The sequence below is a fragment of the Cupriavidus gilardii genome (assembly GCF_013347325.1).
In the GTDB taxonomy this organism is placed as follows: domain Bacteria; phylum Pseudomonadota; class Gammaproteobacteria; order Burkholderiales; family Burkholderiaceae; genus Cupriavidus; species Cupriavidus gilardii.
Genome location: NZ_CP054626.1, coordinates 2,171,758 through 2,188,210, shown reverse-complemented (window position 1 = coordinate 2,188,210; position 16,453 = coordinate 2,171,758). Strand labels below are relative to the sequence as shown.

13 protein-coding genes are annotated in these 16,453 nt (G+C 69.2%); all 13 read left to right on the top strand.

The window, feature by feature from the left end:
- Nucleotides 1-20 precede the first annotated feature (20 nt).
- A complete protein-coding gene (locus tag FOB47_RS20050) occupies nt 21-1,820 on the top strand; it encodes a methyl-accepting chemotaxis protein (protein ID WP_174781922.1) in 1,800 nt (599 codons plus the stop codon).
- Nucleotides 1,821-2,099: 279 nt separating this feature from the next.
- Nucleotides 2,100-3,509 (top strand): 3-isopropylmalate dehydratase large subunit, encoded by a 1,410-nt coding sequence (gene leuC, locus FOB47_RS20045; RefSeq protein ID WP_053822192.1) that lies wholly within the window; start codon nt 2,100-2,102, stop codon nt 3,507-3,509.
- A gap of 33 nt (nt 3,510-3,542) precedes the next feature.
- Nucleotides 3,543-4,193, top strand: a complete 651-nt coding sequence (leuD, locus tag FOB47_RS20040; protein WP_023263465.1) for a 3-isopropylmalate dehydratase small subunit — start codon at nt 3,543-3,545, stop codon at nt 4,191-4,193.
- 82 nt (nt 4,194-4,275) lie between these two features.
- A complete protein-coding gene (gene leuB, locus FOB47_RS20035; protein WP_174781921.1) occupies nt 4,276-5,343 on the top strand; it encodes a 3-isopropylmalate dehydrogenase in 1,068 nt (355 codons plus the stop codon).
- Nucleotides 5,344-5,775: 432 nt separating this feature from the next.
- Nucleotides 5,776-6,912, top strand: a complete 1,137-nt coding sequence (gene asd / locus FOB47_RS20030; RefSeq protein WP_006578096.1) for an aspartate-semialdehyde dehydrogenase — start codon at nt 5,776-5,778, stop codon at nt 6,910-6,912.
- 301 nt (nt 6,913-7,213) lie between these two features.
- Nucleotides 7,214-9,091, top strand: a complete 1,878-nt coding sequence (locus FOB47_RS20025; RefSeq protein ID WP_174781920.1) for a type IV pilus assembly protein FimV — start codon at nt 7,214-7,216, stop codon at nt 9,089-9,091.
- A 10-nt stretch (nt 9,092-9,101) separates the two neighbouring features.
- Nucleotides 9,102-9,926: a tRNA pseudouridine(38-40) synthase TruA gene (truA, locus tag FOB47_RS20020; RefSeq protein WP_151022595.1), complete on the top strand. Its 825-nt coding sequence runs from the start codon at nt 9,102-9,104 to the stop codon at nt 9,924-9,926.
- Entirely contained in the window at nt 9,910-10,662 is a 753-nt protein-coding gene (locus FOB47_RS20015) for a phosphoribosylanthranilate isomerase (protein ID WP_174782508.1), read from the top strand. Before truA ends, FOB47_RS20015 begins: the two co-directional genes overlap by 17 nt.
- Nucleotides 10,663-10,776: 114 nt before the next feature.
- Nucleotides 10,777-11,970: a tryptophan synthase subunit beta gene (gene trpB, locus FOB47_RS20010; RefSeq protein ID WP_053822188.1), complete on the top strand. Its 1,194-nt coding sequence runs from the start codon at nt 10,777-10,779 to the stop codon at nt 11,968-11,970.
- Nucleotides 11,970-12,959, top strand: coding sequence for a DNA-methyltransferase (locus FOB47_RS20005; protein ID WP_082371507.1), 990 nt, complete (start codon nt 11,970-11,972; stop codon nt 12,957-12,959). The genes trpB and FOB47_RS20005 overlap by 1 nt, the downstream gene beginning before the upstream one ends.
- 2 nt (nt 12,960-12,961) lie before the next feature.
- A complete protein-coding gene (trpA, locus tag FOB47_RS20000) occupies nt 12,962-13,765 on the top strand; it encodes a tryptophan synthase subunit alpha (protein ID WP_174781919.1) in 804 nt (267 codons plus the stop codon).
- 222 nt (nt 13,766-13,987) lie between these two features.
- A complete protein-coding gene (accD, locus tag FOB47_RS19995; protein WP_006579934.1) occupies nt 13,988-14,860 on the top strand; it encodes an acetyl-CoA carboxylase, carboxyltransferase subunit beta in 873 nt (290 codons plus the stop codon).
- A 236-nt stretch (nt 14,861-15,096) separates the two neighbouring features.
- On the top strand, nt 15,097-16,407 hold the full coding sequence (folC, locus tag FOB47_RS19990; RefSeq protein WP_174781918.1) for a bifunctional tetrahydrofolate synthase/dihydrofolate synthase: 1,311 nt from the start codon (nt 15,097-15,099) through the stop codon (nt 16,405-16,407).
- Nucleotides 16,408-16,453: the final 46 nt, after the last annotated feature.

Below are 16,453 nucleotides of genomic sequence, written 5' to 3'. Positions count from 1 at the left end.
AAAAGAGAAGGGGTATTCACATGTTTGCCTCGCTGCGCGCGCGCATCGTTGGATTTTCGGTGGCCATCGTCGTCGTCGCGCTGGTCTGCAACGCCCTGGTCAATCATCTGGTTGCCTCCCGCTACAACGACGAAGCCATCCGCAACAACTTGCGCGCGGTGCAGGCCGGCCATGTCGACGCGATCGCAGAATGGGTGTCCGCCCACACGGCGAGCATGGCCGCGCTGCACGAGGCCGCGCTGCAGGACGACCCGGGTCCGGTGCTGAAGCTGATCGTCGAGGCTGGCGGGTTTCTGAACACCTTCGTCGGCTACCCCGACAAACGCCACCATTTTTCCAATCCCGAGAGCGTCAAGCCGGGCTTCGACCCGACCTCGCGGCCGTGGTACAAGCTCGCCTCGGCCGCGGGCAAGCCGGTGGTTACCCCGCCTTATGTGTCGGCCAGTACCGGCAAGATGGTGGTGACGTTCGCGGTGCCGATCGTCCGCGGCGGCAGCCTGCGGGCGGTGGTCGGCGGCAATGTGCCGATGGACGGCGTCGTCGAGAACGTGCGTTCGATCCATCCGACCCCGAGCAGCTTCGGCATCCTGGTGGCGCGCAACGGCCAGATCGTCGCGTATGGCGACGACAAGCTGATGCTCAAGCCGATCGGCGAACTGATTCCCGGCCTGGACGGCGACAAGCTGGCCGCGCAACTGGGCATCGACACGCCGATGGAGGTGATGGTCGGCGACGAGGCCAAGTTGCTGGGCGTGACGGCGGTGCCGGGCACCGACTGGATGGCGGTGATCGCGCTGGACAAGGCCGAGGCCACCGCCGGCATGCGCTCGGTGCTGCTCGCCTCGGTGATCTCGCTGGTGGTGGTGGCGCTGGCCGCCGCGCTGATCATGGCGGCCGTCACCGCGGTCTCGTTCCGTCGCCTGTCGTCGATCCGCGATGCGATGGCGGCCATCGGCAGCGGCGACGGCGACCTGACGCGCCGGCTGCCGGCGCAGGGCAAGGACGAGGTGGCGCAGATCGCCGGCGCCTTCAACGCCTTCGCCGACAAGCTGGTCGGCGTGATGCGGCAGATCCGCGATGCCAGCGAGGCGGTGCACGGCGCCGCCAACGAGATCGCCGCCGGCAATGCCGACCTGTCGCGCCGCACCGAATCGGCGGCCGCGAGCCTGCAGCAGACCGCCGCGTCGATGGAGCAGATCACGGCCACCGTCGGGCAGTCGGAGGCCTCGGCCCGCGCCGCCGAGCGCTCTTCGGTGCAGGCCAAGCAGGTCGCCGACGAGGGCGGCCACGCGATCCAGGCCGCGGTCCGGACCATGGGCGACGTGCAGCAGGCGGCGGTCAAGGTGTCGGACATCACCGGCGTGATCGACGGCATCGCGTTCCAGACCAATATCCTCGCGCTGAATGCGGCCGTGGAAGCGGCGCGCGCCGGCGAGCAGGGGCGGGGCTTCGCGGTGGTGGCGGGCGAGGTGCGCTCGCTGGCGCAGCGCAGCTCGCAGGCGGCCAGGGAGATCAAGACGCTGATCGAGTCGACGGTCAGCAGCGTCAACGCGGGCTCCGAGCAGGTGGAGCGCAGCGGCGGCACCATGCGCGAGATCGTCGGCAACGTGAACAGCGTGTCGCAGGTGATCTCGGAAATCCTGCATGCGGCGCAGGAGCAGACGCGCGGCATCCAGGAGGTCAACGCCGCGGTGGGGCAGCTCGACCAGATGGTCCAGCAGAACGCGGCACTGGTCGAGCAGTCGACCGCGGCGGCGACGATGCTGCAGGACCAGGCGGGCCGGCTGGCCGGCGTGGTGCGGACTTTCCGGCTCGATTGAAGGGGGGCGGGGGCGGCCTGCGCGGCGCCTTGTCGACGAAAACGCCGCGAAAAAACGGCGTTTTCGCCATCCGCGAAATCCCCCTTTCGCCAATCACATTACACCGGCGCCGGCGGCAAACCCTTGTTTCGCCGGGCTTTCCGGCATAATTCCCCCCGAAGTCAAGCAAACGCAGCCCCGCAGCCCCGCGCTGCCTTCGACGCTGCGAAGACCTCCTCCCCGCAACTTCTATCAGCGGTGCCGGCCCGCTTCGGCGAGGCTGTCGCCGCCCCCCGCGACATGGCCAAGACGCTCTACGACAAACTCTGGGACGACCATACCGTGCACGTCGAGGAAGACGGCACCACGCTGCTCTATATCGACCGGCACCTGCTGCACGAGGTGACCAGCCCGCAGGCGTTCGAAGGGCTGAAGCTGGCCGAGCGGCCGGTGTGGCGCATCAGCGCGAACCTGGCGGTGTCGGACCACAACGTGCCGACCACCGACCGCAGCCACGGCATCGCCGACCCGATCTCGAAGCTGCAGGTCGACACGCTGGACGCCAACTGCGACGCCTACGGCATCACGCAGTTCAAGATGAACGATCATCGCCAGGGCATCGTGCACGTGATCGGACCGGAGCAGGGCGCGACGCTGCCGGGCATGACGGTGGTCTGCGGCGACTCGCACACCAGCACGCACGGCGCCTTCGGCGCGCTGGCGCACGGCATCGGCACCTCCGAGGTCGAGCACGTGCTGGCCACGCAGACGCTGCTGGGCAAGAAGGCGAAGAACATGCTGGTCAAGGTCGAGGGCAAGCTGCCGCGCGGCTGCACCGCGAAGGACATCGTGCTGGCGATCATCGGCAAGATCGGCACCGCGGGCGGCACCGGCTACACGATCGAGTTCGCCGGCTCGGCGATCCGCGACCTGACGATGGAAGGGCGCATGACCGTCTGCAACATGGCGATCGAAGCGGGCGCGCGCGCCGGCCTGATCGCCGTCGACGACGTCACGCTGGAATACGTCAAGGGCCGCCCCTACGCGCCGCAGGGCGCCGAGTGGGAGCAGGCGGTCGCCTACTGGCGCACGCTGCATTCGGACCCGGGCGCGCATTTCGACCGCGTGGTCGAGCTGCGTGCCGAGGAAGTGCGTCCGCAGGTCACCTGGGGCACCTCGCCCGAGATGGTGATCAGCATCGAGGACCGCATTCCCGATCCCGACAAGGAGAAGGATCCGAACAAGCGCAACGCGATCGAACGCGCGCTGCAGTACATGGGCCTGCAGCCGAACGTGCCGATCCAGGACGTGCGCATCGACAAGGTCTTCATCGGCTCGTGCACCAACAGCCGGATCGAGGACATGCGCGCCGCCGCCTGGGTGGTGCAGAAGCTGGGCCGCCGCATCGCCTCGAACGTCAAGCTGGCGATGGTGGTGCCGGGCTCGGGCCTGGTCAAGGAGCAGGCCGAGCGCGAAGGGCTGGACAAGGTCTTCAAGGCCGCCGGCTTCGAATGGCGCGAGCCGGGCTGCTCGATGTGCCTGGCGATGAATGCCGACCGGCTCGATCCGGGCGAGCGCTGCGCCTCGACCTCGAACCGCAACTTCGAGGGCCGGCAGGGCGCCGGCGGCCGCACGCATCTGGTCAGCCCGGCGATGGCCGCGGCGGCCGCGATCGAAGGCCATTTTGTCGATATCCGCCAGCTCGGCTGACGCCTCGCCGACCCCGGAACCAAGGACGAGACCATGGAAAAGTTCACTGTACACAAGGGCCTGGTGGCGCCGCTCGATCGCGCCAACGTCGATACCGACGCGATCATCCCCAAGCAATTCCTCAAGTCGATCAAGCGCACCGGATTCGGTCCGAACCTGTTCGACGAATGGCGCTATCTCGATGTCGGCCAGCCGGGCCAGGACAACAGCAAGCGCCCGCTGAACCCGGACTTCGTGCTGAACCAGCCGCGCTACCAGGGCGCGTCGATCCTGCTGGCGCGCGACAACTTCGGCTGCGGCAGCTCGCGCGAGCATGCGCCGTGGGCGCTGACGCAGTACGGTTTCCGCGCGGTGATCGCGCCGAGCTTCGCCGACATCTTCTTCAACAACTGCTACAAGAACGGCCTGCTGCCGGTGGTGCTGACCGAGGCCCAGGTCGACCAGTTGTTCAACGAGACCAATGCCTTCAACGGCTACCAGCTGACCATCGACCTGGAGCGCCAGGCCGTGATCACGCCGTCGGGCGCCGGCTTCGAGTTCGACATCGCGCCGTTCCGCAAGTACTGCATGCTGAACGGCTTCGACGATATCGGCCTGACGCTGCGCCACGCGGACAAGATCCGCGCGTTCGAGGCCGAGCGCGTGGCGAAGATGCCGTGGCTGAACCACCGGCTGGTCGGCTGACGCCGGCGTAGCACCGCGCAGCGCGCTGCCTGCATTGCAGGCGAACCGCAACGAACCGAAACGACAACAAGGCAAACACAGCATGAAGATCGCAGTCCTGCCGGGCGACGGCATCGGCCCCGAGATCGTCGAACAGGCCGTCAAGGTCCTGAACGCGCTCGACGAGAAGTTCGAGATGGAAACCGCGCCGGTGGGCGGCGCCGGTTACGAGGCCAAGGGCCATCCGCTGCCCGAGGAGACGCTGAAGCTCGCGCAGCAGGCCGACGCGATCCTGTTCGGCGCGGTGGGCGACTGGAAGTACGACAGCCTGGAGCGCGCGCTGCGCCCCGAGCAGGCGATCCTGGGCCTGCGCAAGCATCTGCAGCTGTTCGCCAACTTCCGCCCGGCGATCTGCTATCCCGAGCTGACCGGCGCCTCGAGCCTGAAGCCGGAGCTGGTCGCGGGCCTGGACATCCTGATCGTGCGCGAGCTGAACGGCGACATCTACTTCGGCCAGCCGCGCGGCGTGCGCACGGCGACCGACGGGCTGTTCCCCGGCGCGCGCGAGGGCTTCGACACGATGCGCTACAGCGAGCCGGAAATCCGCCGCATCGCCCACGTCGCGTTCCAGGCCGCGGCCAAGCGCGGCAAGAAGCTGTGCAGCGTCGACAAGGCCAACGTGCTGGAGACCTTCCAGTTCTGGAAGGACATCATGATCGAGGTGTCGAAGGAATATCCGGACGTCGAGCTGTCGCACATGTACGTCGACAACGCCGCGATGCAGCTGATCAAGGCGCCCAAGAGCTTCGACGTGATCGTCACCGGCAACATGTTCGGCGACATCCTGTCGGACGAGGCCGCGATGCTGACGGGCTCGATCGGCATGCTGCCGTCGGCGTCGCTGGACGCCAACAACAAGGGCCTGTACGAGCCCTCGCACGGCTCGGCGCCGGACATTGCCGGCAAGGGCGTCGCCAACCCGCTGGCGACCATCCTGTCGGCCGCGATGATGCTGCGCTATTCGCTGAACAAGGCCGAGCAGGCCGACCGCATCGAAAACGCCGTCAAGACCGTGCTGGCCCAGGGCTACCGCACCGCGGACATCCTGACGCCGGGCTGCAGGCAGGTCGGCACCCGCGAGATGGGCGAGGCGGTGCTGGCGGCGCTGTAAGGAATCCGGGCGCGGGTTGCCCTCGCCCCGACCGTCTTCCGCGGGCGGGAGAGGGAGCACTCCAGCGGCACGCATCGATGCCTGCGGTGTTCTCTCCTCTGCCGCGCGCGGCAGAGGGGGCGGGGGAGAGCGGGCCAGGAGAGAGGGGCAGCCCCCGACCCTCGCCACAGCCCCAGCCCAACCCCGCAAAATCGTGTAGACTGCGCCGATGCCCCGAATCGCCCGATTCCTCCCGACGGAAATTGCCTCGCCGGCCGCTTTGCGTGCCACGGCGGGCGCGGGTACGCGCGGCGCCATCACCGCAACGACGATTAAAACCATTATCAAAACCACGATCGCCTAGATCGTTCGTCGTGCCTGCCCGTCTTCCCCGCGCAGCCACGCCGGGCGAGGAAAATGCGGGGAAGTTTTCAATCACATCCGAGGTTAGTCATGATTGTAGGTCTCGTCGGTTGGCGAGGAATGGTCGGCAGCGTGCTGATGCAACGCATGCAGGAAGAGCGCGACTTCGACCATATCGAGCCGGTTTTCTTCAGCACGTCCAACGCAGGCGGCAAGGCGCCGGCGATGGCCAAGAACGAAACCACGCTGCAGGACGCCAACGACATCGAAGCGCTCAAGCGCTGCGACGTCGTGCTGACCGCCCAGGGCGGGGACTACACCAACGAGGTCTTCCCGAAGCTGCGGGCCGCCGGCTGGAAGGGCTACTGGATCGACGCGGCCTCGTCGCTGCGGATGAAGGACGACGCGATCATCGTGCTCGATCCGGTCAACCAGGGTGTGATCAAGGACGCGCTGTCCAAGGGCGTCAAGAATTTCATCGGTGGCAACTGCACGGTCAGCTGCATGCTGATGGGCCTGGGCGGGCTGTTCCAGCACGACCTGGTCGAGTGGATGACCTCGATGACCTACCAGGCCGCCTCGGGCGGTGGCGCCCAGCACATGCGCGAGCTGCTGACCCAGTTCGGCACGCTGAACGCCGCGGTCAAGCCGCTGCTGGATGACCCGGCCTCGGCGATCCTGGAAATCGACCGCACCATCCTGGCGACCCAGCACGGCCTGTCCGCCGACGAAACGAAGCAGTTCGGCGTGCCGCTGGCCGGCAACCTGATTCCCTGGATCGACAAGGACCTGGGCAATGGCGTGTCGCGCGAGGAATGGAAGGGCGGCGCCGAGACCAACAAGATCCTGGGCCGCGGCGACGGCTTCCTCGGCGCCACCGGCGCCACGCCGATCGCGGTCGACGGGCTGTGCGTGCGCATCGGCGCGATGCGCTGCCACTCGCAGGCGCTGACCATCAAGCTGCGCCGCGACGTGCCGCTGGACGAGATCGAAGGCATGCTGGCCGCCCATAACCCGTGGGCCAAGGTCGTGCCGAACACCCGCGAAGCCAGCATGACCGACCTGACGCCGGCCGCCGTGACCGGCACGCTGACGATCCCGGTCGGCCGCCTGCGCAAGATGCAGATGGGCGGCGAATACCTGTCGGCGTTCACCGTCGGCGACCAGCTGCTGTGGGGCGCCGCCGAACCGCTGCGCCGCATGCTGCGGATCCTGATCGAGAGCTGATCGCTTGCCGATCGGCTGACGTGGCGTTGCGGCGAGCCGACATCCTGGCCGCCGCGCCGCCACCCGCTGGCCAACGACGCCGCGCCGATGCGCGGCGTCGTCGTTTCCGGACATTGTCCGGTCGGGGTCTTGGGTCACAATACCGTGCTTTCGCGCGATCGCCCGTCGAACCCCTACCCCGCATGAGGTACCAGTGAGCCACCATCGCCGCCTCCCCACGACAGAGCACCCACACCGCCCGCCTCGTCCGCACGGCCCAAGCCGGCCGCGCCGCCACGCGCTGGCGGCCGCCGTCCTCGGCGTGCTGCTGAGCCAGGCGCTGCTGCCTGCGCCCGCCGAAGCGGCGTCGCTGGGATCGCTGCAGGTGCGCTCGGCGCAGGGCCAGCCGCTGCAGGCCGAGATCGAGCTGCGCGACGTCGCGGCCGGGGAGGCCGAGGGCTTGACGCTGGCGCTGGCCTCGCCCCAGGCCTATGCGGCGGCGGGACTGACCTATCCGGCGGGGGCCGGCGGGCTGCAGATCCAGCTGGCGCGCAACGCCGACGGCCGCCATGTGGCCCTGCTGCGCTCGGCGCAGCCGATCGGCGAGAACTTCATCGATCTGCTGCTGGAGCTGCGCGGGCCGGGCGGGGCGACGGGGACGGGCGGGGCGATCGGGACGTCTGCCACGACAACGCGGGCCTACACCGTGCTGCTGGCCGCGCCACCGGCCGATCCCGCCATCGCGGCGCAGCCCGACACCGGCGCAGCGCCGCTGGTGCAGGCCGCCACGCCGGAGCCGGCCGCGCCGGCGGCCGCCACTGCCGTGGAGCAGCGGCCCGCGGCCGCGAACTCCGCAGCAAAGCCGGCCACGAAGCCGGCCACAACGCCGCCCGCGGTGGCCGGCGGCAGCTACACGGTCCGCCGCGGCGACCATCTGTACGGCATCGCGCGCGAACTGGTGCAGCAGCGCGACGCCGTCTCGCTCGATCAAATGGTGGTCGCGCTGTACCGCGCCAATCGCGACGCCTTCATCGCCGGCAACATGAACCGGCTGAAGGCCGGCGCGGTGCTGTCGCTGCCGTCGGCGCAGCAGGCCGGGTCGATCGCCGGGCCCGAGGCGCGCCGCGAGGTCGTCGCGCATACCCGCGCCTTCGATGCCTACCGCAACCGGCTGGCCGATGCGGCCGCGGCGATGCAGGTGCAGCCGCAGAGCGGCCAGCAGCAGCGCGGGCAGATCACCGCGCGGGTGCGCGACGCCGCCGTGCCGGAGCAGGCCCGCGATGAGCTGCGGCTCAGCAAGCCGGAGGCGGGCGCCGTGGCGCCCAGCGGCGAGAGCGCCGAGGCGAAGCTCGCACGCGAGCGCCAGTTGCGCGAGGCGGAGGAGCGCCTGACGCAGTTGCGCAAGAACGTCGGGGACATGCAGCGCCTGCTCGAGATGAAGAGCGCCGAGCTGGCCAGGCTGGGGCAGGACGGGCAGGGTGCTTCTCAGCCGCAGGCGCAGGCGCAAGCGCAGACGCAGACGCAGACGCAGACGCAGACGCAGGCGCAGGCGCAGACGCAGGCGCAGACGCAGACGCAGACGCAGGGCGCCAGCACGCCGGCGGCCCCCGCGGCAGTGGCATCAGCGACGCAGCCCGCCGCGGCTGCGCCGGCGATGTCCGCAACGGCCGCACCGGCCCCCGCCGCCTCGGCGCCCGCCAATTCGCCGCGGCACGCCTCGTCCTCGTGGTTCGACACGCTGCTGCAGAGCCCCTGGACGCTGCCCGGCGGGGGCCTGGCGATCGCACTGCTGGGCGGCTATGCGCTGTACCGCCGTCAGCGCCGGCCGCTGGCCGGGCAGGTGGGGGCGCCGGCGACGCCGGCCGGCGACGATATCCTGGCCGGTGCGCCGGTCGCGCTGACCGGACTGAGCCTGCCGCTCGACGCCTTCCCGGCGCCCGCCGGCGACCAGCCGATCGCCGCGCCGGCGTCCGCGGCGCAGGCGTTCGCCGAAGTTCCGACAGAGGCTGACGACGGTCAGGACATCGAGCCTGACGAGCCGCACGCCCCGCGCACGACCGCGCCCCGTCCGCTGGCCTTCGACCTCGGCGGGATCTCGCTCGATCTCGATGGCGGCGATGCCGGCAACCGTTCCGCCAAGGGCTCGCCTGATATCATGGCGCCCCCCGATACGTCCCCCGGCACGCCGCCTCGTCCGTGATCCTGCATCCATGACCCGTCTCGCTCTCGGCCTCCACTACGACGGCACCGCCTTCTCCGGCTGGCAGTCGCAGCCGCACCGCAATACCGTGCAGGACGTGCTCGAGGACGCCATCGCGCAGTTCGCCGGCGAGCGGCTGCCGACCACGGTGGCGGGGCGGACCGACGCCGGCGTCCATGCGCTGGGGCAGGTGATCCACCTCGATACCGTGCTGTCGCGCGAGCCGTTCTCGTGGGTGCGCGGCGTCAATGCCTTCCTGCCGCCGACCATCGCGCTGCAATGGGCCAAGCCGGTCGACGAGGCGTTTCACGCGCGCTTCGCCGCGTTCGAGCGGACCTATTACTACGCGCTCTACACCGGCCCGCACCGCGCGCCGCTGGTGCACGGCCGCGCCGGCTACCTGATGCTGCCGCCGGGCAAGCGGCTGGACGTGGAGGCGATGCGCGAGGCTGCCGCCTGCCTGATCGGCGAGCATGATTTCTCGGCCTTCCGCGCCGCCGAATGCCAGGCCAGGTCGCCGGTCAAGACCATGTACGAGATCCGCATCCACGCCGACCGCGACTGGGTGTTCCTGCGTTTTCGCGCCAGCGCCTTCCTGCACCATATGGTGCGCAACCTGATGGGTTGCCTGGTGGCGGTGGGGCGCGGGCGCTATCCCGCCTCGTGGCTGGCCGAGGTGCTGGCTTCGCGCCAGCGCAGCATGGCCGCGCCGACCTTCATGCCGGACGGCCTGTATCTGGCCGGCGTCAGGTATCCTGAGCCCTATGGCATCCCGGCCGCCGATCCGGCCGGCAGCCTGTTTCATGGAGTGTTTGCCGATGCCTTCGCCAACTAGCGTGCCCGGCGCCGAGGCGCAGTTCGTGCCGGTCCGCCCGCGCACCCGCATCAAGATCTGCGGGCTGACTCGCGAGGAGGATGTGCGCGCGGCCGTCGATGCCGGCGCCGATGCGATCGGGCTGGTGTTCTATCCCGGCAGCCCGCGCCATGTCGACGTGGCCCGTGCCGCCGCGCTGGCCGAGGCCGCCGGCCCCTTCGTCGCGGTGGTCGGCCTGTTCGTCAATGCCGACGCCGAGGAGGTCGCGCACGTGGCCGAACGCGTGCCGCTGTCGCTGCTGCAGTTCCACGGCGACGAGAGCGCGCAGGACTGCGCGCGCGCCGCCCAGCGCTGCCGGCTGCCGTTCCTGCGGGCCGCGCGCGTGCGTCCCGGCCTCGATTTGGTAGAATTCGGCGATCAATATCGTGACGCCGCGGCCATCCTGCTCGATGCCTTCGTCGAAGGCTATGGCGGCGGCGGTCACGCCTTCGACTGGACCCTGATCCCTCCCGGATGGATTGCGCCTGAACCCGGCACATCACCATGCAACGGCAATCGAACCGCAAGCGCCGCTCCTCGCATCGTTTTGAGTGGTGGGTTGAACGCGCAAAACGTGGCTGGCGCGATTGAGCGCGTGCGCCCCTACGCCGTCGATGTCAGCAGCGGCGTGGAGGCGGCCAAGGGCGTCAAGGATCCCGCCCGCATCGCCGACTTCGTGCGCGCGGTGCGCGCCGCGGATGCCAACCACGCCGCCTGAGCCTGGCGGCCGACCGGCGCCGATGACAGACATCGCGCCGGTCCCGCAAGCCACCCTGTTCCCCTGCCGCGGCCGATCCAACGAGGACGGCCGCGCCACCCGGAAGCCCCACTCATGTACAACCTGCCCGATTCCCGCGGCCACTTCGGCCCCTATGGCGGTACCTTCGTCTCCGAGACCCTGACCTACGCGCTGGACGAATTGCGCGAGGCCTATGCCAACCTGCGCACCGACGCCGAGTTCGAGGCCGAATTCCGGCGCGAGCTGAAGCACTTCGTCGGCCGTCCGTCGCCGATCTATCATGCGCAGCGCTGGAGCGAGACGCTCGGCGGCGCGCAGATCTACTTCAAGCGCGAGGACCTGAACCACACCGGCGCGCACAAGATCAACAACGTGATCGGCCAGGCGCTGCTGGCCCGCAAGATGGGCAAGCCGCGCGTGATCGCCGAGACCGGCGCCGGCCAGCACGGCGTGGCCACCGCGACCATCGCGGCGCGCTTCGGCATGGAGTGCGTGGTCTATATGGGCGCCGAGGACGTCAAGCGCCAGGCCGCCAACGTCTACCGGATGAAGCTGCTGGGCGCCACCGTGGTGCCGGTCGAGAGCGGTTCGAAGACGCTGAAGGATGCGCTGAACGAGGCGATGCGCGACTGGGTCACCAACGTCGAGAACACCTTCTACATCATCGGCACCGTCGCCGGCCCGCATCCATATCCCGCGATGGTGCGCGATTTCCAGTGCGTGATCGGCGAGGAGGCCAAGGTGCAGATGCCCGAGATGACCGGCCGGCAGCCCGATGCGGTGATCGCCTGTGTCGGCGGCGGCTCCAACGCGATGGGCATCTTCTATCCGTACATCGATCATCAGGACGTCAGGCTGATCGGCGTCGAGGCGGCCGGCGACGGCATCGATACCGGCCGGCACGCGGCCTCGCTGAGCGCCGGTTCGCCCGGCGTGCTGCACGGCAACCGCACCTATCTGCTGCAGGATCCGAACGGGCAGATCATCGAGACGCATTCGGTGTCGGCGGGGCTCGACTATCCGGGCGTCGGTCCCGAGCACGCGTGGCTCAAGGACAGCGGCCGTGCCGAATACGTGTGCATCACCGACGACGAGGCGCTGCGCGCCTTCCACGATTGCTGCCGCATCGAGGGCATCATCCCGGCGCTCGAATCGAGCCATGCGATCGCCTACGCGTGCAAGCTGGCGCCGACGCTGCCCAAGGACAAGCTGCTGCTGGTCAACCTGTCGGGCCGCGGCGACAAGGACATGCACACGGTCGCCGAACGTGCGGGGTTGACGCTCTGATGCGCACGCTTCCCGAAGCCGCACCGGGCGCCGCCGCCTCCGTTGCCGACAAGGCCACGCCGACGGTCGGCGGCGACGCGATCGCGCTGACCGCCGCGCCGGCGCTGCCGGCCCTGCTGTACCAGGAGGACGTGCTCGACGGCGTGCGCCGGCTGGCCGACGGTTCGATCGATCTGGTGGTCGCCGACCCGCCCTATGGACTCGGCAAGGACTATGGCAACGACTCGGACCGGCTGTCCGGCCAGGCCTATCTGGAATGGTCCGAGCGCTGGATCGACGCGGTGGTGCCCAAGCTGTCGCCGCGCGGCTCGCTGTACCTGTTCTGCACCTGGCAGTACTCGCCCGAGCTGTTCGTGATGCTCAAGCGCCGGCTGACGATGGTCAACGAGATCATCTGGGACCGGCGCGTGCCCAGCATGGGCGGTACCACGCGCAAGTATTCGTCGGTGCACGACAACATCGGCTTCTTCGCCAAGGCCCGCGACTATTACTTCGACCTGGACTCGGTGCGGGTGCCGTACGACGCCGAGACCAAGAAGGCGCGCAGCCGCCCGCGTTTCGAGGGCAAGAAGTGGCTGGAGGTCGGCTACAACCCGAAGGACCTGTGGAGCGTGCCGCGCATCCATCGGCAGGACCCGGAGCGCGCCGACCATCCGACGCAGAAGCCGCTGCAGATCGTCGAGCGGATGGTGCTGTCCAGTTGTCCGCCGGGCGGGCTGGTGCTCGATCCGTTCACCGGCAGCGGCACCACCGCGGTCGCCTGCGCGCGCCACGGGCGCCGCTTCGTCGGCTTCGAGATCAATCCGGCCTATGTCGACGTTGCCCGTGGGCGTGTGGCTTCGGTGATGCCACTCGCCCGGCCCGATGCGGCGCAGGCGGCGCAAGCCGCCGAAGCCGCCGCCGCCGCTTCGATCGCCGCCGTTCCGTCTACCCCGGCAGCCGCCAACGACGCCGGTCCGGCGGACGCGCTGCCTCACCTCGCATCCTGACCATGTCCCGCATCCAAACGACTTTCGCGGCGCTGTCCGCACAAGGCAGGAAGGGCCTGATCCCCTTCATCACCGCCGGCGATCCCGAGCCCGGCCTGACCGTCGCGCTGATGCATGCACTCGTCGAGGGCGGTGCCGACGTGATCGAGCTCGGCGTGCCGTTCTCCGACCCGATGGCCGACGGCCCGGTGATCCAGCGCGCCTCCGAGCGGGCGCTGGCCAACGGCGTCAGCCTGACCCAGGTGCTGGGCTGGGTGCGCGAATTCCGCCAACGCGACGCCGCCACGCCGGTGGTGCTGATGGGCTATGCCAATCCGATCGAGCGGATGGGCGAGCAGGCCTTCGCGCAGGCCGCCCGCGACGCCGGCGTCGACGGCGTGCTGGTGGTCGACTACCCGCCCGAGGAGTGCGAATCGTTTGCCAGGCTGATGCGCGAGCACGGCATCGACCCCATCTTCCTGCTGGCGCCGACCACCACCGATGCCCGCATCGCGCAGGTCGCCAGGGTGGCCAGCGGCTATCTGTACTACGTGTCGCTCAAGGGCGTGACCGGTTCGGGCGCGCTCGACCTGGACAGCGTCGCGGCGCGCCTGCCGGTGATCAAGCGCCACGCCAACCTGCCGGTCGGCGTCGGCTTCGGCATCCGCGACGCGCAGACCGCGCGTGCGATCGCCAGCGTGGCCGACGCGGTCGTGATCGGCAGCCGCCTGGTGCAACTGCTGGAGGAAGCGCCGCGGGAACAGGCGGTACAATCGCTGCGTTCGTTCATTGCGGAGATCCGCACGGCGCTGGACGCCAAGGCGTGATGTATTAGCCTCATATCGGCGATCATCGGCTAAGCTTCGGGGAGATTTCCCGGCCGGTGTCCGCCGATTCCTGCTTTCCGCAGCACAGAATCTCGGCCCCGGGTCGGCGCCCGTGGTACATTCGCCGCCTTGGCCGATGGCCGGGCCTGCCACCTGCGCGCGCGTAGGCAGTATCACGCTGCGATGCGCCGGGCCGCGGCCTTATCCGAAAGGAGCGTTTTGATGAGCTGGTTGGATAAACTCCTGCCCCCGAAGATTCAACAGACCGACCCCTCGTCCCGCAAGGGCATCCCCGAGGGCCTGTGGGTCAAATGCCCGTCGTGCGAGTCCGTGCTGTACCGGACCGACGTCGAGGCCAATCTGCATGTCTGTCCCAAGTGCGACCACCATATGCGCATCCGCGCGCGCGAGCGGCTCGATTCGCTGCTCGACGCCGAGGGCCGCTATGAGATCGGCCAGGAAATCGTGCCGGTCGACGCGCTCAAGTTCAAGGACTCGAAGAAATATCCGGACCGCATCAAGGCCGCGATGGACGAGACCGGCGAAACCGACGCGATGGTCGTGATGGGCGGCGCGATCCACACCATTCCGGTGGTGGTCAGCTGCTTCGAATTCGCCTTCATGGGCGGCTCGATGGGTTCGGTGGTCGGGGAGCGCTTCGCCCGCGGCGCGCAGGCGGCGCTCGAGCAGAAGGTGCCGTTCATCTGCATCAGCGCCACCGGCGGCGCCCGCATGCAGGAGAGCCTGCTGTCGCTGATGCAGATGGCCAAGACCACCGCGATGCTGAACAAGCTGTCGGCCGCCAGGCTGCCGTTCATCAGCGTGCTGACCGACCCGACCATGGGTGGCGTGTCGGCCAGCTTCGCCTTCCTGGGCGATGTGGTGATCGCCGAGCCGAAGGCGCTGATCGGTTTTGCCGGCCCGCGCGTGATCGAGCAGACCGTGCGCGAGAAGCTGCCCGAAGGCTTCCAGCGTGCCGAGTTCCTGCTGCAGAAGGGCGCCATCGACATGATCGTCGACCGGCGCAAGCTGCGTGCCGAACTGGCGCAACTGCTGGCGCTGCTGCAGAAGCAGCCGGCCGACGCGGTAGCCTGAACGGGCGCCGATCGCCGAAGGCTGGTTTGACGACGCGGACCTGGTCCGCGTTTTTCATTGCGTAGTATCGATTCACGGGTGCTGTTCGCCCTCTCCCCTCAGGGGCAGAGGGTCGGGGAGAGGGGGGCTCGAACCCGCCCAGGCCTGTCATCGCGGTTGCCCTCTCCCCCCGCCCCTCTCCCGCAAGCGGGAGAGGGGCGGTGTGCCCGAGAACTCCAGTTCATCACTGCAGCATCATGCCTATCTTCTCCTCCCTGCCCGAGTGGCTGGCCCACCTCGAAACCGCGCACCCGGTCGGCATCGACATGGGCCTGACCCGGATCAGCCGCGTCAAGGAAGCGCTGGGCCTGCGCATCGACGCGCTGGTCTTCACCGTGGGCGGCACCAACGGCAAGGGTTCGACCTGCGCAATGCTCGAGCGCATCCTGCTGGAAGCGGGCTACAAGGTCGGCTGCCATACCTCCCCGCACCTGCTGTCGTTCAACGAGCGCGCCCGCATCAACGGCGAGATCGCCACCGACGCCCAGCTGCTGCCGCATTTCGAGGCGGTCGAGCGGGCCCGCACCAGCTTTGCCGACCCGGTCAGCCTGACCTATTTCGAGTTCACCACGCTGGCGATCGTCCATGCCTTCGCCGCCGCGCAACTCGACGCGATCATCCTGGAGGTCGGGCTGGGCGGCCGGCTCGACGCGGTCAATGTGTTCGATCCCGACTGCGCGATCGTCACCAGCATCGATATCGACCATGCCCAGTACCTGGGCGACACCCGCGAGAAGATCGGCTTCGAGAAGGCCGGCATCTTCCGCCCGCACGTGCCGGCGATCTGCGGGGACCCGATGCCGCCGGCCTCGCTGGTCGAGCATGCCGAGACGATCGGCGCCGACCTGTGGCTGGTCGGCCGCGATTTCCAGCACCAGGCCGCCAAGGGCCAGGAGCGCCTGCAGTGGGACTGGAGCGGCCGCGGCCGCAAGCTCAATGGGCTCGGCTATCCGGCGCTGCGCGGCGCCAACCAGCTGCTGAACGCCTCGGCCGCGCTGGCCGCGCTGCAGGCGGTGCGCGACCGGCTGCCGGTCAGCGCGCAGGAGGTCCGCAATGGGCTTGCGTTCGTCGATCTGCCGGGGCGCTTCCAGGTGATGGCGGGCCGTCCGACGGTGATTCTCGACGTCGCCCACAACCCCCATGCCGCCGCGACGCTGGGCCAGAGCCTCGACAACATGGGGTTCTTCCGCTACACCTACGCGGTGTTCGGCGCGATGGCGGACAAGGACATCGCCGGCGTGCTGCGCCATCTGAGCGACAAGGTCGATCACTGGTGCCTGTGCGACCTGCCGACGCCGCGCGCGGCCAGCGCGCAGGACCTGCTCGAGCACCTGGAGCAGGGCGGCTTCCGGCCGGGTCCGGATGCCACCGCGGCGTGCTTTGCGAGCCCCGAAGCGGCCTATCGGGACGCCATCGAGCGTGCCACCGAGAATGATAGAATCCTGGTCTTCGGATCGTTCTATACCGTGGCCGGCGTGATGGCGTACCGCGCGACCCAGGCCAACTAGCCTGCCGGACTGTTTTCTCGGACACGACCCCGGGCAAATCCGGGGC